13 protein-coding genes are annotated in these 18,009 nt (G+C 71.8%); 6 read left to right on the top strand and 7 right to left on the bottom strand.

All coding sequences use genetic code 11. The features are described from left to right. Window positions 1-4: 4 nt before the first annotated feature. From purL to purS, 3 genes are read right to left on the bottom strand one after another with little or no spacing between them, the layout of a single operon-like run. Window positions 5-2,323: a phosphoribosylformylglycinamidine synthase subunit PurL gene (gene purL / locus RE421_RS01645; protein WP_309813227.1), complete on the bottom strand. Its 2,319-nt coding sequence runs from the start codon at window positions 2,321-2,323 to the stop codon at window positions 5-7. Continuing rightward, the gene (gene purQ / locus RE421_RS01640) at window positions 2,320-3,147 is read right to left on the bottom strand and encodes a phosphoribosylformylglycinamidine synthase subunit PurQ (protein WP_309813224.1); all 828 of its coding nucleotides are present in this window, start codon (window positions 3,145-3,147) and stop codon (window positions 2,320-2,322) included. The genes purL and purQ overlap by 4 nt, the downstream gene beginning before the upstream one ends. Further along, the gene (gene purS / locus RE421_RS01635) at window positions 3,147-3,452 is read right to left on the bottom strand and encodes a phosphoribosylformylglycinamidine synthase subunit PurS (protein WP_309813221.1); all 306 of its coding nucleotides are present in this window, start codon (window positions 3,450-3,452) and stop codon (window positions 3,147-3,149) included. The genes purQ and purS overlap by 1 nt, the downstream gene beginning before the upstream one ends. Before the next feature lie 80 nt (window positions 3,453-3,532). Here purS and RE421_RS01630 point away from each other — a divergent pair, with 80 nt between their 5' ends. Then, window positions 3,533-4,021 carry a YchJ family metal-binding protein gene (locus RE421_RS01630; protein ID WP_309813219.1) on the top strand — a complete coding sequence of 163 codons (489 nt, stop codon included), beginning with the start codon at window positions 3,533-3,535 and terminating at the stop codon, window positions 4,019-4,021. A gap of 72 nt (window positions 4,022-4,093) precedes the next feature. Here the strand turns inward: RE421_RS01630 and RE421_RS01625 are convergent, their stop codons facing one another. After that, on the bottom strand, window positions 4,094-5,530 hold the full coding sequence (locus RE421_RS01625; RefSeq protein ID WP_309813217.1) for a CitMHS family transporter: 1,437 nt from the start codon (window positions 5,528-5,530) through the stop codon (window positions 4,094-4,096). Between the two features lie 231 nt (window positions 5,531-5,761). Here RE421_RS01625 and RE421_RS01620 point away from each other — a divergent pair, with 231 nt between their 5' ends. Further along, window positions 5,762-7,564, top strand: a complete 1,803-nt coding sequence (locus RE421_RS01620; RefSeq protein WP_309813215.1) for an ATP-binding protein — start codon at window positions 5,762-5,764, stop codon at window positions 7,562-7,564. Further along, the gene (locus tag RE421_RS01615) at window positions 7,561-8,232 is read left to right on the top strand and encodes a response regulator (protein WP_309813212.1); all 672 of its coding nucleotides are present in this window, start codon (window positions 7,561-7,563) and stop codon (window positions 8,230-8,232) included. Before RE421_RS01620 ends, RE421_RS01615 begins: the two co-directional genes overlap by 4 nt. Before the next feature lie 21 nt (window positions 8,233-8,253). Here the strand turns inward: RE421_RS01615 and RE421_RS01610 are convergent, their stop codons facing one another. Together RE421_RS01610 and RE421_RS01605 are read right to left on the bottom strand one after the other, a co-directional pair. After that, window positions 8,254-9,282 carry a YdcF family protein gene (locus RE421_RS01610; protein WP_309813209.1) on the bottom strand — a complete coding sequence of 343 codons (1,029 nt, stop codon included), beginning with the start codon at window positions 9,280-9,282 and terminating at the stop codon, window positions 8,254-8,256. Continuing rightward, window positions 9,279-10,238 carry a 3-methyladenine DNA glycosylase gene (locus RE421_RS01605; RefSeq protein ID WP_309817019.1) on the bottom strand — a complete coding sequence of 320 codons (960 nt, stop codon included), beginning with the start codon at window positions 10,236-10,238 and terminating at the stop codon, window positions 9,279-9,281. Before RE421_RS01605 ends, RE421_RS01610 begins: the two co-directional genes overlap by 4 nt. Window positions 10,239-10,637: 399 nt before the next feature. Between RE421_RS01605 and RE421_RS01600 the strand changes: the two genes are divergently transcribed. Further along, window positions 10,638-14,219, top strand: coding sequence for a S8 family serine peptidase (locus RE421_RS01600; protein ID WP_309813206.1), 3,582 nt, complete (start codon window positions 10,638-10,640; stop codon window positions 14,217-14,219). A 177-nt stretch (window positions 14,220-14,396) separates the two neighbouring features. On the opposite strand, the gene RE421_RS01595 is transcribed toward RE421_RS01600, so the two are convergent. Then, window positions 14,397-15,683, bottom strand: coding sequence for an aspartate kinase (locus tag RE421_RS01595; protein WP_309813204.1), 1,287 nt, complete (start codon window positions 15,681-15,683; stop codon window positions 14,397-14,399). A gap of 189 nt (window positions 15,684-15,872) precedes the next feature. Here RE421_RS01595 and RE421_RS01590 point away from each other — a divergent pair, with 189 nt between their 5' ends. Next, on the top strand, window positions 15,873-16,862 hold the full coding sequence (locus RE421_RS01590; protein WP_309813201.1) for an ABC transporter ATP-binding protein: 990 nt from the start codon (window positions 15,873-15,875) through the stop codon (window positions 16,860-16,862). Next, the gene (locus RE421_RS01585; RefSeq protein WP_309813200.1) at window positions 16,862-17,998 is read left to right on the top strand and encodes an ABC transporter permease; all 1,137 of its coding nucleotides are present in this window, start codon (window positions 16,862-16,864) and stop codon (window positions 17,996-17,998) included. Before RE421_RS01590 ends, RE421_RS01585 begins: the two co-directional genes overlap by 1 nt. Window positions 17,999-18,009 lie beyond the last annotated feature (11 nt).

Below are 18,009 nucleotides of genomic sequence, written 5' to 3'. Positions count from 1 at the left end.
GGGGTCAGCCGAAGTACCGCGGCAGGGTCGCGGACCAGGCGGCGCGCAGCTCCTCGACCGGCAGCGTGAATTGGTCCTGCACCTCGAGGGCTTCCGAGGCCACGTCCACCACGCCGATCCGCGCCACGGGGAAGCGGCGGGCGGTGGTCATGTCCTTGAACCGGACCTCCTCGGTGCGCGGGACGGCCACCAGGGCGCGGGCCTGCGACTCGGAGAACAGGGCGGTGAAGGCGTCCACGCCGTCGCGCTCCATGATCTCCCCCAGGTTCACGCGCGTTCCCACGCCGAAGCGCAGCACCATCTCGGCCAGCGCGGCGGCGAGCCCGCCCTCGGAGAGGTCGTGGGCGGCGTCGATCATGCCGTCCCGCGAGGCGTTGACCAGCAGGTCGCCGAGCAACTTCTCCGCGGCCAGGTCGACCCGCGGCGGCACGCCGCCCAGGTGCCCGCGCAGGTTCGCGAACTCGGAGCCGTCCAGCTCATCGGCGGTGACGCCCATCAGGTACACGGCCTGGCCGTCGGCCTCGTGGTGGAAGCCGGAAGGGGTCCGGCGGCCCACGTCGTCGAACCGGCCCAGGGTGGCCACCACGGGGGTGGGGTGGATGGGCTTCGATCCGGTCTGGTTGTACAGCGAGACGTTGCCGCCCGTGACCGGGACGCCGAGCTCCAGGCAGGCGTCCGAGAGGCCGCGGATGCCCTCGGCCAGCTGCCACATGACCTCGGGGTCCTCGGGGGAGCCGTAGTTGAGGCAGTCGGAGACGGCCATCGGGACGGCGCCGGAGGTGGCCACGTTGCGGTAGGACTCGGCCAGGGCCAGCTGGGCGCCGGCGTAGGGGTCCAGGAAGGCGTAGCGGCCGTTGGCGTCGGTGGCCACGGCCACCCCGAGCCCGGTCTCCTCGTCCACCCGGACCACGCCGGCGTCGTCCGGGGCGGCCAGTGCGGTGTTGCCGCCCACGTAGCGGTCGTACTGGCTGGTGATCCAGGACTTGTCGCACATGTTCGGGCTGGCCATCAGCTCCAGCACGGCGGCGCGCAAGGCATCGCCCGACGCCGGCAGGTCGGCTCCCGAGGTGGAGTCCCGGAAGCGGTCGGCCACCAGGGCGTCCTGGGCGGCCGGGCGGTGGTAGGGACGCTCGTAGACGGGGCCGTCATGGGCCACCGTCTTCGGGTCCACGTCCACGATGGTCTCGCCGTCCCACGTGATGATCAGGCGGTTGGTGTCCGTGACCTCGCCGAGCCAGGAGTACTCCACGCCCCACGTGGCCATGACGTCCTCGAACGCCGCCACGTTCTCCGGGGAGACCACGGCCATCATGCGTTCCTGGGACTCGGACATGAGGATCTCGCCCGGGGTCAGGGTGGGGTCACGGAGCAGCACGTCGGTCAGCTCCACCTGCATGCCGCCCTCGCCGTTGGAGGCCAGCTCGGAGGTGGCGCAGGAGATGCCGGCGGCGCCGAGGTCCTGGATGCCCTCCACCAGGGAGTTCTTGAACAGCTCGAGGCAGCACTCGATGAGCACCTTCTCGGCGAAGGGGTCGCCCACCTGTACGGCGGGGCGCTTGGACGGCTTGGTGTCGTCGAAGGACTCGGAGGCGAGCACGGAGGCGCCGCCGATCCCGTCGCCGCCGGTGCGGGCGCCGAACAGCACGATCCTGTTGCCCACGCCGGAGGCGTTGGCCAGGCGCAGGTCCTCATGGCGCAGCACGCCCACGGCCAGGGCGTTGACGAGGGGGTTGCCCTGGTAGATCGGGTCGAACACCGTCTCGCCCCCGATGTTCGGCAGGCCCAGGGAGTTGCCGTAGCCGCCGATCCCGGCCACCACGCCGTGCACCACGCGCTGGGAGTCCTCGTGGTCGATCGCCCCGAAGCGCAGCGGGTCCATCACGGCCACCGGGCGGGCGCCCATCGAGATGATGTCCCGGACGATCCCGCCGATGCCCGTGGCGGCGCCCTGGTAGGGCTCCACGTAGGAGGGGGAGTTGTGGGACTCGATCTTGAAGGTCACGGCCCAGCCGTCCCCGAGGTCCGTCACGCCGGCGTTCTCGCCGATGCCGACCATCAGGTCCTTCTTCATGTCCTCGGTGAGCTTGTCCCCGAACTGGCGCAGGTGCACCTTGGTGGACTTGTAGGAGCAGTGCTCGGACCACATCACCGAGTACATGGCGAGCTCGGCGGCGGTGGGCCGCCGGCCCAGGATCCTCACGATCTCGTCGAACTCGTTGCGCTTCAGGCCCAGCTCGGCCCAGGGCAGCTCGGTGTCCGGGGTGGTGGCGGCGTGCTCCACCGTGTCGATGTTGAACTGGCGTTCGGTGGTCTCAGCGGTCACTGGGTGCCTCCTGCAGTGGTTCCGGCAGTGTGTCCGGCGCTTCCGGCGATGGACGCCAGCACGGAGGTGAAGATGCCGAGCCCGTCCGTGCCCAGGCGCATGCCCGCGGGGGAGTCCGGGCCGAAGCCGGCTTCCACGGCGTGCTCGGGGTGCGGCATGAGGCCCACCACGTTGCCGGCGGCGTTGGTGATCCCGGCGATGTCCCGGCGGGACCCGTTCGGGTTCGCGCCCACGTAGCGGAAGGCCACTCGGCCCTCGCCCTCGAGCTCGTCCAGGGTCCGCTCGTCCGCCACGTACTGGCCGTCCTGGTTCTTCAGTGGCACCGTGATCTCCTCACCGGCGGTGAAGTCACGGGTCCAGGCGGTGGTGTTGTTCTCCACGCGCAGCACCTGGTCCGTGCACAGGAACTTCAGGTTCTCGTTCTTGATCATCGAGCCGGGCAGCAGGTGCGACTCGGTGAGGATCTGGAAGCCGTTGCAGATGCCGAGGACCGGCAGGCCGCCACCGCCGGCCGCGTCGATGATGGCGTCCATCAGCGGGGCGAAGCGGGCGATGGCGCCGGCGCGCAGGTAGTCACCGTAGGAGAAGCCGCCGGGGATGATCACGGCGTCCAGGCCGGACAGGGCCTGCGCGCCCTCGGGCTCGGCGTGCCAGAGGGCCACGGCCTCGCCGCCGGCCAGGCGCACGGCGCGAGCGGCGTCGCGGTCGTCCAGGGTGCCGGGGAAGGTCACCACGCCGATGCGCGCCCCGGTCAGGACGGGTCCGGCGGTGGAGAAGTCCCCGATCAGGGGGAGCTCTGCGGCGTGATTGCTCTGTGCGGTCATCAGGCGTTCTGGCCTTCCGCGTCCTCGGCCGGCACGGGCTCACCCGCCGGGGCGGCCTCCGCGAGCACGGTCACGTTGACCACGTCCTCGATGACCGGGTTGGAGAGCAGGTCCTCGGCGGCCTGCCGTGCCTGGGCGAGCACCTCGTCGGTGACCTCGCCCTCCACCGTCAGTTCGAACCGGCGGCCCTGGCGGACCGCGGCGAAGCCGGTGAAGCCGAGGCGGGGCAGGGCGCCGGCGATGGCCTTGCCCTGCGGGTCAAGGATCTCGGGCTTGGGCATGACGTCGACGACGATCGTGGGCATGGAGGACTCCCGGTGGTATGCGTGAGGGCTCAGCCCAGTCTAGCCGTGACCGCCCCGCCCGACCGGCCTACGCTGAAACCATGACCGAGCCGACGAACGTCCCCGCGGATCCCGCCACCGACCCGGCCGCGACGTCGCGCCGCTGCCCCTGCGGCAGCGGCGACCTCTATGGCGGCTGCTGCGCCCGGTTCCACGGTCGGTATGCCACAGACGGCACCCTGGCCGCCCCGACGGCCGAGGCCCTGATGCGCTCGCGGTACGCGGCGTTCGCGCTCGCGGCCACGGGGGAGCTGGCGGAGGCCGAGGCCTACCTGTTGGCGACGTGGGCACCCGAGACCCGGCCGGCGCAACTGGCCCTGGACGGGCCGGCGGACGAATCGGGTGACCAGGTCCGCTGGTTGCGCCTGGACGTCGAGTCCACCGCCGGCGGCGGTCCCTTCGACGACGACGGCTCGGTCACCTTCACCGCCCACTTCCGCACCCCGGCGGGCCGGCACACCCAGCACGAGACCTCCCGCTTCGTGCGGCGGCAGGGCGCCTGGCTCTACCACGACGGCGACGCCTCCTGACCAGGCATAAGGTGACCCCGCCCCGTCACAACGGTGGGGGCGGGGTCACTTTGCGCCTGGAGGGGGGAGGGGTCAGTTGTAGATGCCGATGACCCCGAAGAGCACGCCGGAGGCCAGCATGACCAGCGAGACGATGCACGCCCGCCACAGCACCTTCTTGTGGTGATCGCCGAGGTCCACCTTGGCCATGGAGACCAGCAGCAGGATGGCGGGCACGAGCGGCGACTGCATGTGCACCGGCTGACCGGTGATGGAGGCCCGGGCCATGTCCACGGCGGGGATCCCGTAGTGCGCGCCGGTCTCGGCCAGCACGGGCAGGATGCCGAAGTAGAAGGCGTCGTTGCTCATGAAGAACGTGGCCGGGATGGAGATCAGCCCGGTCAGCACGGCGAGGATCGGGCCCATCGAGTCCGGGATGACGTCCACGAGCCACTGGGACATCGCGTCCACCATGCCCGTGCCGGTGAGCACGCCGGTCAGCACGGCGGCGGCGAACACCATGGAGACCACGGCGACGATCGAGGAGGAGTGGTTGCCCAGCACCTCGGCCTGCTTCTTGACGTTCGGGAAGTTCACCAGCAGCGCGATCGCGGTGCCGATCATGAACAGGTAGGCCAGCGGCACGATGTCCGCGATCAGCAGCCCCATGATGACCACGGTCAGCACGAGGTTGAACACGAACAGCTTCGGCCGCAGGGTGTCGCGATCCGGGTCCAGGGCCGTGCCGGACATGTCCGGTCCTGCAGCGGTCTGCGTGGTCTCGGTGCGCTCCAGGAGCCCGACGCCGGCCCCGGGGCCGGAGGGGCCCGAGGTCCCGGTGGGCAGGGGCTCACCGAAGGTGACGGAGCCGGCGTCGAACCGCTGCTCCGGACGGCCCCAGCGGGCCGGGTCCTCGCGGCGCAGGCGGTGGCGCTCGGACAGGCCCAGGAACCAGGCGAAGACGAAGACCACGGCGAGGCCCACGAGCAGGGAGGGGATCATGGGCACGAAGATCTCGCCGGCGTCCACGTTCAGGGCGGCGGCCGCGCGGACCGTGGGGCCGCCCCAGGGGACGATGTTCAGGGTGCCGTTGGCCAGCCCGGCCACGCAGGTCAGCACCACGGGGCTCAGGCCCAGGCGATGGTAGACGGGCAGCAGGGCGGCGGTGACCACGATGAAGGTGGTGGAGCCGTCCCCGTCCAGGGAGATCACGGCGGTCAACAGGGCGGTGCCCATGACCACCTTGGCGGGGTCGTGCCCGACCACGCGGACGATCCAGTTGACCAGCCGGTCGAAGAGCCCGACATCGATCATGATGCCGAAGTAGGCGATCGCGAACATCAGCAGGGCCGCGGTGGGGGCCATCTGGCCGATGGCCTCGAGGATCATGTCCCCCAGGCCGAGCCCGGCGCCGGTGAACAGGCCGAAGATGGTGGGGACGAGGATCAAGGCCAGCAGCGGCGTCATCCGCTTCGTCATGATGAGGGCCATGAAGGTGGCCACCATCGCGAAGCCCAGCAGGACGAGCATGGGTTCTCCTGTGTCGGGGAAGGTCGGGAGCGGCGCCGACGTGCCGGGCCCCACCTCGTGATGTGACCGCCGACACGGGGCCGCGGGTTGCCGCAACCCTACGGTGACCACGGCCACGTTCCCGGGTTCTGCTCGCTAGTGCAGGATCAACCCATTCGTCGCATTGTGATCATTCTGCCCACGGCCGCCTGGCGCGCGTCACGGGGACTGCCAGACCTTAGAATGACGGGCATGCAGCAGCAGCGGCCCGTCCGGGGGACCTTCTCCGGGCGCATGACGGGGCTCGTCCTGGCCTCCGTCTCCGGCACCCTGGTGATCTGCCTGCTGGCGATCGTCTGGCTGACCGCCCTGCGCATCCACGACCAGGCCGAGCAGCAGGCCCTCGGCATCGCCCGCTCCGTGGCCTCGATCCCGGACGTCCGCGAGCTCGTGGCCGAGCAGGCCGATCTGCAGACCCTGGATGTCCAGGCGCTCGCGGCCGGCCCCCTGCAGACCACGCTCGAGGGGGTGCGCGAGCGGACCGGTGCCCTGTTCGTCATCGCCACGGAGGACCGTGGGCTGCGGCTGGTCCACCCCAACCCGGATCTCATCGGCCAGCGCGTGAGCACGGACCCGGTGGCGCTGCGCGGGGTGGAGGACACCTCCACCGAGCGCGGGACCCTGGGCGAATCGGTGCGGGCCAAGGTGCCCGTCTGGTCCCCCGGTGACGACCCGGCGGAGGACGGCGGGCGCGTGGTGGGGGAGATCAGCGTGGGGGTGCCCGTGGCCGCCGTCTCCGCAGAGGTGCGCCAGGCCGCGGTGTCCGTGGCCGTCGTCGGGGTGGTGGGCCTCGGGCTGGCCGTGCTCACGGCCGTCTACCTCAAGCGCCGGCTGCGCCGGCTCACCCTCGGCCTGGAGCCGGACGAGATCGCCGCCTCTGCCCGGGACCAGGCCGCCGTGCTCTACGGGGTGCAGGACGGGGTGATCGGCGTCAGCCCTGAGGGCGTCATCACCGTGCGGAACAAGGCGGCCCGGCTGTTGCTGGACCTGCCGCACCGGGACGAGCCGGACGACGTGGTGGGCCGGCGGTACGACGACTCCGGCCTGCCCGGCCGGCTGGAGGCGGCGATCGAGGACACCCTGCGCTCCGGTGCCTCGACCGGAGGCCTGCGGATGACCGTCGGCGAGTCCTCCATGGTCGCCTCGGTGGTCCCCGTCCGCCGGGACGGCGTGGACCTCGGCGGGGTGGCCCTGCTCAAGGACACCACGGACCTGGAGGCCCTCGGCAGCCGGCTGGACGCGGTGGAGACCATGGCCTCCGCCCTGCGGGCCCAGCGCCACGAGTTCGCCAACCGGCTGCACGCCCTGTCCGGGCTGCTGGCCGCCGGCCGGCTCGTCGCGGCACAGGAGTTCCTCCAGCAGGTCATCGAGTCCGGGCCCGTGAAGGACCCGGTGCCCGGGATCGACGCCGTCCAGGACACCTTCCTGCGCGCCTTCGTGGGCGCCAAGGGCGTGCAGGCGCACGAGCTCGGGGTCCAGTTGCGCGTCGGGCGGGAGACCTCCTTCTGGCAGACGCTGGTGGACCCGCAGGACGCGACCGCGGTGCTCGGCAACCTGCTGGACAACGCCGTGCGCGCGGCCCTGGAAGGGCACGACGCCGGCCCGGCCGGCCCGGGTGCGGGCCTCGCCCCGGGCGCGGGCCTCGCCCCGGGCGCGGGCGGACCGTGGGTCGAGGTGGACCTGCTGGGGGACGGCGACACCCTGCACCTGGCGGTGACGGACTCCGGCGACGGGGTGCCGGCGGGGCTGGACGTCTTCGCCGCGGGCACCACGACGCGCTCGGGCGGCGACCACGAGGCGCACGGCCACGGGGTCGGGCTCTCCCTGGCGCGGCGGCTGGCCCGCCAGCGCGGCGGGGACGTGTGGCTGGCCGATGCCGGCGGCGCGGGCCCGGGGGAGGACGGACCGGAGGGCGGCGCCGTGTTCTGTGCGCGGCTGCCCGGGGTGCTGAACGCGGCGAGGGACAGCGAGAGCGTCCAGAAGGGCGAGAGATGACTCCGGAGAACACCGACCTGACCGTGCTCGTGGTGGACGACGACTTCCGGGTGGCCTCGATGCATGCCGGCTACGTGGACGCCGTCCCGGGGTTCACCGCGCTGCCGCCCGTCCACGACGCCCGACTGGTGGCCCGCACCGTGGCGGACTCCCGCCCGGACCTCGTGCTGCTGGACCTCTACCTGCCGCACGTCTCCGGACTGGACCTGCTGAGCGTCCTGGACGTGGACGCCTTCGTCCTCAGCGCCTCCGGGGAGGGCGAGTCGGTGCGGACGGCGCTGCGGCGCGGGGCCCTGTCCTACCTGGTCAAGCCCTTCGCCGAGAAGGCGCTCGCGGACCGCCTGCGCGCCTACGCCCGGTACCGGCGGCTGTTGGCGGGCGGGACCCATGACCAAGTGGCGATCGACCGGGCCCGGCGGGTGCTGCTCGTGGAGGCGGAGCAGGCCCCGGCCGCCGCCGCCGCGACCACGGAGCAGTCCGTGCTCGAGGCCGTCAACGCCGCCACCGAGGACCTCACCGTGGTGGAGGTGGCCGAGGCCGTGGGGATCTCGCGCGCCACCGCCCAACGGTACCTGTCCCACCTGGCGCAGGCCGGGCAGATCCACCTGGGGCTGCGCTACGGCGCCCGCGGCCGCCCGGAACACCGCTACGGCCCACTCAGCTCCTGACCCCCTCGTCCTGCCCGCGGGTCAGGCGCCGGAGTTGAGCCGGTACATCACCATCAGCGCCGTCAGGCCGATCGAGAGCAGCAGCCCCGGGAGGGCCAGGGCCAGCTGGGTGCGCCGGTGCATCACCATCACGGCCACGAACTCCCGCAGGTACGCGCTCGGCACGTAGTAGCCGGCGGTGTCCCCGCCCACCACGTCCGCGTCCACGCCGATCCGCCGGGACAGCAGGGCGGCGCGGGGCGCGTGGTAGTTGTTCGTGGCCACGAGCAGGTGTCCGGGGGCGGCCCCCTCCGGCAGGGCGCTGTCCGCCACGGCCCGAGAGAAGCGCAGGTTCTCCTCCGTGGTGCGCGAGCGGTCCTCCGGCAGTACCTGTCCTGCGGGGACCCCGTGCTCCACGAGGTACTCGGCCATGGCGGCCGCCTCCGCCCGCGGTTCGTCCGGTCCCTGGCCGCCGGAGGGGATCATCGGCAACGCGGTCCGCTGCGCCAGCCAGGCCTGCCCGCCCCGGTCCAGCCGGGAGGCCAGCAGCGGCGAGACCGCGCCGTTGACGAGCCCGGAACCCAGCACCACCACGGCATCGGCCCCGGGGCGGGGCGGGCGCCGCGCATAGGTCACCGTGAACACCAGGAAGGTCAGGAAGGACAGCCCCACCTGGGCGGAGAGGAAGAACGCCAGGGCCGCCGCACCCAGGCCCACCGGGTGCAGGGTCGCCACCAGCAGGAACCCCACCACGGGCAGCGCCAGCAGCGCGATCCCGGCCAGCAGCGAGAGCAGGTTGCCCAGGCTCCGCCCCTCCCGGCGCGCCATCTGTAACCCGTTGCGGATGAGGAACCCGGCCAGCACCAGCACGGAGAACGGCAGGGCCAGCAGTACCAGGCCGAGCAAGGTCTGCAGCTGGGGGGAGAAGTACGCGATGAACTCCACCACGGCGCCCCACGCGAACCAGGCGCCCACCAGCAGCAACGCGGCGGTGCGCAGCCGCCGCGGCTCGGCCCGCCACATCCGGCGGAACAGCAGCCAGCAGCCCAGGGCGAGCAGCGCGCTGATCATCGGATGCCGTCCAGCTCCGCCAGCAGCCGGCCCCGCAGCGCATTGGCCTCCTCGGCGAACCCGCGCTGGGCGCGCACGTACTGGGCGCGGCCGGCGGCGGTCTCGATCCGGATCGGTTCCAGTCGCCAGCCGGACAGCTCGTAGGGGGAGGCCTGCATGTCCATGGTCCGGATCCGCCAGGCCAGCTCGAAGCAGTCCGCCACGAGGTCGGAGCTGACGGCCGGCAGCAGCTTGTAGGCCCACTTGTAGACGTCCATGTTGGCGTGCAGGCAGCCCGGCTGCTCCAGCTCCAGCTGGGTCTGGCGCGTCGGCTGGAGGGCGTTCAGCGGCGCGGCCTCGGGGGCGTAGAAGCGGAACGCGTCGAAGTGGGAGCAGCCGATCCGGTTCTGCTCCACCACCGCGTTGGTCCCCTCCGCGCCGAGCCGCAGCGGCACCGTCGAATGCCGCACCCCGTGCACCTCGGAGCGGTACGCCATGGCCCACTCATGCAGCCCGAAGCAGGCCAGCCGCGCCGGGCGCTGCGCCGTCAGGGACAGGATCCGCCCGGCGAAGTCGATCATGGAGGCCCGGCGCTCCGTGAAGGCCGGCACGTCCACCGTCCACCCGCCGTCGGGCAGCCCGCGCCGCGGGGCCACCCACCGGTAGAACCTCCAGCCGCCCCCGGTGCCGGGCCCGCAGCTCTGGCGGTCGCCGTCCTGGTGCCCGACGGCGGCCGGTGACCTTCCAGCGCCGGGTTCCGGGCCGGCGTCGGGCCCGGGATCCGCGGCGAGCACCGTGCCGGCGCCCGGGTGCCAGCGCTCCAGGGCGCCGGGGGTGAGGGAGTAGTAGGAGAACAGGAAGTCATGCACGGGGTGGCGCACCCCGGCCGCGTGCAGTCCCCGCAGCGGCTCGGTGTAGGCGCCGATGCGCACCTGGTGGGCCTGCGCCGCGGCCCGCCACTGCTCCGCGGGCAGCACCCGGAGATCGCCCGCCGTTGACGCGGCGGAGCGCGCGGCGGGATCTGCGGGCGAGCGCCCGAAGGGACGCTCAAACGCGGGCGCGGTGGGGGTGGAACGGGACACCCAACCAGCGTACGGTCCTGAGCCGCCCGGCGCATGCCCGGAGGACCCGGCGGACAGCGGCGCCGGACTTCGTGTAAAAGATCCGTTTCAGGCCTTCCGCTGGCCGTCCGGCTCGGGTAAGTTGCCGTCATCCCACCTTCGTGGTTGTCATCACTCGCACCGCTCTCACAGGGGCCTCCGCACCGTCTCGTGACCTCTCCGGCCGAGCACCGCGGCGGCCGTTCGCAGCCACGGAGACCACTCGCCGGGCACAACCGTGCCCGGGACGCACCTTGGTGAGGAAAGGCGAGGTTCATGTCCAGGAACCCCAAAACTGCCCGGCGACGCCGGTCACTGACCGCCACATTGGCGGGGATCGGACTGCTGGCCGCGCCGCTCGCGGCGATGCCGGCCGTCGCGGCCCCGGCCGAGGGCGGTTCTGCGCCCTCGATCGATCAGGCGCTGCAGGCCGGCGCCGACTACAAGGACGGCCGCTACTTCGTGATCCTCAAGGAGGATCCGGTGGCCACCTACACCGGCGGTACGGCCGGCTTCGCGGCCACGGCCACCGAGGGCGGCGGCCTGGACGCGGACGCACCCGCGGTGCAGAAGTACGGCAGCCACCTGACGGCCCGCCAGCTCGAGGTGGCCTCCTCGGCAACCTCGCGACTGAGTGTGGAACGTCATTTCACCACGGCCCTGAACGCCTTCGTCTCCGAGCTCACCGCCGAGCAGGCCCGCGAGCTGTCCAAGGACGATCGGGTCCTGGGCGTCTCCGAGGTCCAGCAGTACGCCCCGGACTACTCCTCCACCGAGTTCCTCGGCCTGCCCGGCTCGGGCGGGGCCTGGAACCAGCACTACGGCGGCGTGGAGGGAGCCGGCCAGGGCGTCGTCGTCGGCGTCATCGACACCGGCTACTACCCGGAGCAGGAGATGCTCACCGGCGAGCCGGTCGCGCCGCTGACCGGGGAGCCCCAGGTCGGCGAGCCGTACCTGACCGACTCCGGCCAGATCGCCATGCTCAAGGCGGACGGCACCACCTTCCGCGGCGACTGCGAGGCCGGCGAGGACTTCGCCGGGGACGAGTGCAACTCCAAGGTGCTCTCCGCGCGGTACTACTCGGAGGACTTCGAGGCCTTCGTCCCGGAGACCGAGCACGACCCCAACGAGCGTCTCTCGCCGATCGACATCTCCTCCCACGGCACCCACACCGCCACCACGGCCGCGGGCAACCACGGCGTGGAACAGGTCATGAACGGCGGCGCCTCCTACGGTGAGGGCTCCGGCGTGGCCCCGGAGGCCAAGGTCTCCGTCTACAAGGTCTGCTGGGAGGACAAGGACCCGGACACCGGCGGCTGCTACGGCACCGCCTCCGTGGCCGCGATCGAGCAGGCCATCATCGACGGCGTGGATGTGCTGAACTACTCCATCTCCGGGTCCAACAACTCGGTGGTCGATCCGGTCTCCCTGGCCTTCAAGTCCGCCGCCGAGGCCGGGATCTTCGTCTCCGCCTCCGCCGGCAACTCCGGCCCCACCGCCCAGACCGTGAACCACTCCGCGCCGTGGCTGACCTCCGTGGCTGCCTCCACGTTCTCCAACGAGCTGTCCGGCACCGTCGAGTTCCCGGATGGCAAGAGGTTCCGGGGCGTCTCCTCCATGACCGAGGGCGTCGGACCGGCCGAGATCGTGCTGGCCAGTGAGGTCGGGCTGCCGATCACCACGGACAGGACAGCGGATGCGATCCGGTTGTGCGCCGAGGGCGCCCTCGACCCCGCGGCAGCCGCGGGCAAGATCGTGGTCTGTGATCGCGGCGTGTACGACCGCGTGGCCAAGTCCGCCGAGGTGGAGCGCGCCGGCGGCGTCGGCATGGTGCTCGTGAACATCGGCGGCGGCTCCGAGGATGCGGACCTGCACTCGGTGCCCACCGTGCACACCTCAGACGAGTCCATCAAGGACCTGGTGGCCTCCACGGACCAGCCGGCCACCCTGGTGGTCGGGGACACCACGGACCTGGCTCCCGTCCCCGTGCCGCAGATCGCCGGGTTCTCCTCGCGGGGTCCCTCGACCGCGGTGGACTCCGAGCTGCTCAAGCCGGACATCGCCGCCCCGGGCGTCAACGTCCTGGCCGGCGTCTCCCCGCTGGACCCCATGTACCAGGGGGATTCCTACGGCCTGATGTCCGGCACGTCCATGGCCGCGCCGAACCTGGCCGGCATGGCCGCCCTGATGAGCGCCAAGTACCCGGACTGGTCCCCGATGGCCGTGAAGTCGGCCATGATGACCTCCGCCGGTGACATCCTGGGCGCGGACGGCTCGGCCAGCGCGGACAACTTCGCCACCGGCGCCGGCTCCGCCGATCCGACCGCGATGGTGGACCCGGGACTGGTCTACGAGGCGGACGCCCGCCAGTGGGACGCCCTCATCCTGGGGGAGATCGCCGGCCGCGACGTCAATGTGCCCTCGATCGCGGTCAATGACCTGCTGGGTGCCGCGACCGTGACCCGGACCGTCACCGCCACCGAGACCGGCACCTGGTCCGCCCAGGGGTCCGTTCCCGGCTACGAGGTGACGGCCGAACCGTCCAGCCTGTCCCTGGAGGCCGGTGAGACGGCCGACGTGAAGATCACGCTGACCCGTACCGACGCCGAGGCCGACGTGTGGAGCCACGGCTCCTTCACGCTGGCCCGCCCCGGCGCCACGGCCGTCACCTCCCCGGTGACCGTGCGCTCCGTGGACGTCCTGGCCGAGGACGCCATCACCGGCGAGGGCACCTCCGGTGCCGCTGAGATCGAGCTCGAGTCCGGGATCACCGGGAACCTCGACCCCGAGATCGAGGGGCTGGGCCTGGCCGAGATCGAGGACTTCAGCAAGGTCCCCGGTCCGCTGGTCGGTGACGACGACGCCTCGAACCACGTGACCGAGACCGAGATCGCGGAGGGGACCACCTCGGTGAGCTGGTCCCTGACCGCCGGTGACGAGCAGTCCGACTGGGACCTGTTCGTGGTGGCCCCGGATGGCTCCGTGACCCAGGTCGCGACCGCCTCCGGTTCCGAGGAACTCGTGCTCACGGACCCGGAGCCGGGGACGTACTACGCGGTCTCCAACCTGTACTCCTCGCCGGGCAGCGCCTCCGTGCCGGCCAGCATGGAGACGGTGGTGCTCGAGGGCGATATGGGCAACCTGTCCGTCTTGCCGGAGACTCCGCCCGTGGAGAACGGTGAGACCGCTGAGGTCGAGGTCGAGTGGGCCGGGCTGACGCCGGGCACCTGGAAGGGCTTCGTCGAGTGGGCGCCGGGCACCCGCACCGCGGTCTCCGTGACCGTGGAGGAGGGCGGCCCCGGCCCCGGGGAGTGCGATCTCGAGGACTTCTCCGACAACGCCGTGGGTTCCCAGTACTACGACCACGTGCGGTGGATGCAGTGCGACGGGATCACCACGGGCTACGAGGACAACACCTACCGCAAGCACTGGGACATCTCCCGTGGCCAGTCCGTGGCGTTCCTCTACCGCTATGTGGATCCGGAGGGTGAGCCCGAGCCGGCTGACTTCTCCGACGTGACGGAGGACAGCAACTTCTTCATGCCGATCTCCTGGGCCAGCGCCGAGGGCATCACCACCGGCTACGAGGATGGCACCTTCCGTCAGTTCGACGAGGTGACGCGTGGGGAGTTCGCCTCCTTCGTGTTCCGCGCCGTGGGGCCGGAGCCCGGCACCGTGGAGGACGAGGGCTTCTCCGACGTCCCGGAGACCAGCGCCCACCGTGAGGCCATCTCCTGGATGGCGTCCGAGGGCATCTCCATCGGCTACGAGGACGGTACCTACCGGCCCTACGACCCGATCACCCGTGGTGAGGTGGCCGTGCTGATGTCCCGCACCGATGGTGTGGTGACCGAGTAACCACCAGGGGCCACCCGCGGCCCCCACCCCCGCTGTGCGGGCAGAGATCACCAGTGATCTCTGCCCGCACAGCGCCTTAAGGGAACACACCACAAAGCCCGACGCCGGCCGCGCGAGGTGCGCGGCCGGCGTCGGGCCTCTGGTGTGTCCGGCCCTACGGCCGGCGGTGCGCCGCGGTCAGCGGCCGGTGCCGCCGTGGACGACGGCTTCCTCGTCCGCGTCGAGGCCGAAGGCCTGGTGCACGGCGCGCACGGCGGTGTCCAGCATGTCCTCGCGCGTGATGATGGAGATGCGGATCTCCGAGGTGGTGATCATCTCGATGTTCACGCCGGCCTGCTTCAGGGCGTCGAAGAACGTGGCGGAGACGCCCGGGTTGGAGCGCATGCCGCCGCCGATCACGGAGAGCTTGCCGATGTGCGGGTTGAGGACGGCGTCCTCGAACCCGATGGCCTCCTTGGCGGCTTCGAGGGCCTCCATGGCCGTCTTGCCGTCCGTGATCGGCAGGGTGAAGGAGATGTCCGTGCGTCCGGTCTCCACGCGGGGGACGTTCTGCACGATCATGTCGATGTTCACGCCGGCACCGGCGACCACGTTGAACACCTCGGCGGCCTTGCCCGGGAGATCCGGGACGCCGTAGACGGTGACCTTGGCCTCGGAGCGGTCATGGGCAACGCCTGAGACGATCGGCTGTTCCATGGGTTCGCCTTCCTCAATGGTGATGGTGTCTTCGGGGTTCGGGCGCACCCAGGTGCCCTCGTTGTGGGTGAAGGAGGAGCGCACGTGCAGCGGGACGCCGAAGCGGCGGGCATACTCCACGCAGCGCAGGTGCAGGATCTTGGAGCCGGCCGCGGCCATCTCCAGCATGTCCTCGGAGGAGATCTCGTCGATCTTCCGGGCGGAGGCCACCACGCGGGGGTCCGCGGTGTAGACGCCGTCCACGTCCGAGTAGATCTCGCAGACGTCCGCGTGCAGGGCGGCGGCCAGCGCCACGGCCGTGGTGTCCGAGCCGCCGCGGCCCATGGTGGTGATGTCCCGGGACTCACGGCTCATGCCCTGGAAGCCGGCCACGATCGCGATGTCCCCGGCGTCCACGGCATCCTTCACCCGGTCCGGGGAGACGTCGATGATGCGGGCGTCCCCGTGCAGGCTGTCCGTGAACATGCCGGCCTGGGAGCCGGTGAAGGACTGGGCGGTGGCGCCCCGGGAGTGGATGCCCATGGCCAGCAGGGACATGGAGATGCGCTCGCCGGCGGAGAGCAGGATGTCCATCTCCCGGGCCGGCGGCTCGCCGTTGATCTGCTCGGACAGGTCCAGCAGCTCGTCGGTGGTGTCTCCCATCGCTGAGACCACCACGACCACCTGGTTCCCCGCCCGCTGGGTCTCGACCACGCGTTGTGCCACGCGCAGGATCCCCTCGGCGTCGGCGACGGATGACCCGCCGTACTTCTGGACGATCAGACTCATGCAAGGACCTCAAGGTGGATGGACGTACCGCGCTGCGGCGGAGGGACGTTGGGGCTGGCACCCAGTTTAGGGGGAGCGGGTCCCGCACCGTCCTGGATGACCGCTGAGGTCACGAACCGGTAACGGGAGTCTCGCCGTGCGGAGGGCCAGATGCTTGCCGCCGCCGGTGCCGTGCCCCACGATGTACCCATGACCACAGACGCCGTCACCTCCCCAGACGTCCCCGCGCGGGACGCGCCCGCGGCGGGCATCACCGTGAGCGGGGTGACGCGCAGCTTCGGCGCGGTGCACGCCCTGCAGGGCGTGGACCTGATGGCCCCGGCGGGGGCCATCACGGCCCTGGTGGGCCCCAACGGCTCGGGCAAGACCACCCTGATGCTGGTGCTGGCCTCCCTGCTGAGGCCCGACGCCGGCTCCGTCACCATCGGCGGTGCCGATCCGGTGGTGGACCCGCGGGCCGTGCGCCGGAACACCGGGTGGATGCCGGACACCCTCGGGGTGTGGGAGTCGCTGACGGCCCGCGAGATCCTCGTGACGATGGGCCGGTTCTACGGGATGGACCGGGACGCGGTGCGCTCCCGGGCGGGCCAGCTGCTCGAGTGGCAGGAGCTGGCCACCCTGGCGGACCAGCCGGCCCGGGTGCTCTCCCGCGGCCAGCAGCAGCGGCTGTCCCTGGCCCGGGCCATCATCCACGACCCGGCGGTGCTGCTGCTGGACGAGCCCGCCTCCGGCCTCGACCCCGGCTCGCGGATCCGCCTGCGGGACGACCTGAAGCAGATGGCCGCCGCGGGCAAGACGATCCTCGTCTCCTCCCACGTGCTCTCCGAACTCGACGAGATGGCGGACCTGGCCGTCTTCATCCGGGAGGGGGCCACCGTCCGGGTGGAGGACCTCAGCCGGGACGGCACCGCCGGCGGACGCTACCTCATCACCGCGCTGGACGTGGCGGCCCTGCGCACGGCGCTGGAGCACTACTCGATCGCCTACCGGTCTGCAGGGCGCCGCCAGGACTCGGTCAGCGTGGAGGTGGCCTCCGCCGCCGAGGCCGCCGACCTGCTCGCCACGCTCGTGGGGGCCGGGGTGCGCGTGCTGTCCTTCACCCCCGGTGCCTCACGGCTGGAGACGACCTACCTGGAGCTGGACCGGATGCGCTCGGTGGATGACGGGGGACACGCCTGATGTCGACGATCACGGAAACGGCACGGCCGGCGCAGCGCCTGGGCTGGGGTGCGGCCCTCGGGAACATCATCCAGATGGAGCTGCGCCAACGCCTGCGCACGCGGGCCTGGTACATCATGCTGGCCGTCTGGTTCGTGGTGATCGGCCTGGTCACGTGGGGCGCGGTGGCCAGCTTCAACACGCTGGCCGGTGACGAGATGTTCTTCGGCCCGGGCCGGTTCGTGTTCGAGGCCATGGTGGGCTTCGTGCTGTTCTTCGGCCTGCTGGTGGCCCCGGCCATGTCCGCCAGCACCGTGAGCGGGGACCGGGCCGGCGGCACCCTCGCGATCGTCCAGGTCACCCTGGCCACCCCCGGGCAGCTGCTCACGGGGAAGTGGCTGGCCTCCTGGATCGCCGCGCTCGTCTTCCTGCTCACCGCCCTGCCGTACATCGTCCTGGCCGTGGTGCTGGGCGGGCTGGACGTGGCGGGCCTGGTGGTCTTCGTGCTCATGGTGGCCGTGGAGCTCGGGGTCATCTGCGCCCTCGGCACCGCCATCTCCGCGATCGTGCCCCGGACCCTGTTCGCCGTGGTGGTCACCTACCTGCTGGTGGCGCTGTTCGCCCTGGGCACGCTCATCGGCTTCGGGCTGACCGCGCCGCTGGCCGTGACCTCCGTCCCCTCCAACCGGGCCGTGTATCCGGACGAGGAGCCCGGCTTCGACGAGGAGACCGGCTACGACTCCATGGATTGGTCGCCCGTGCGCTGCACCGGCCCGATGACGTCCACGGAGACCCTGGACGCGCGCTCCACGTACTGGATGCTGGCGGCGAACCCCTTCGTGGTGGTGGCGGACGCCGTGCCGCAGCCGGACAAGCCGCCCTACGACCCGGACGACCCGTCCACGTGGGCTCCCGACGGGGTGATGACCTCGATCTCCTCCGGGGTGCGCTTCCTGCAGCGGCCGCCGGAGATGAACGTGGAATGCGCGAACGGCGAGCTGATGGACCAGGACGAGATCGAGGCCCACGACGGCACCCCGGTGTGGCCGCTCGGACTGGGCATCCAGGTGGTGGTGGCCGGCGCCCTGTTCGCGTGGGCCCGCGCCCGCCTCGTGGCCCCGGCCGCCCGCCTACCGCGAGGCACGCGCGTGGCGTAACCGGCCGCCGT

The sequence above is a fragment of the Citricoccus sp. I39-566 genome (assembly GCF_031432995.1).
In the GTDB taxonomy this organism is placed as follows: Bacteria; Actinomycetota; Actinomycetes; order Actinomycetales; family Micrococcaceae; genus Citricoccus; species Citricoccus nitrophenolicus_A.
This window is presented reverse-complemented; position numbering and strand designations above follow the sequence as displayed.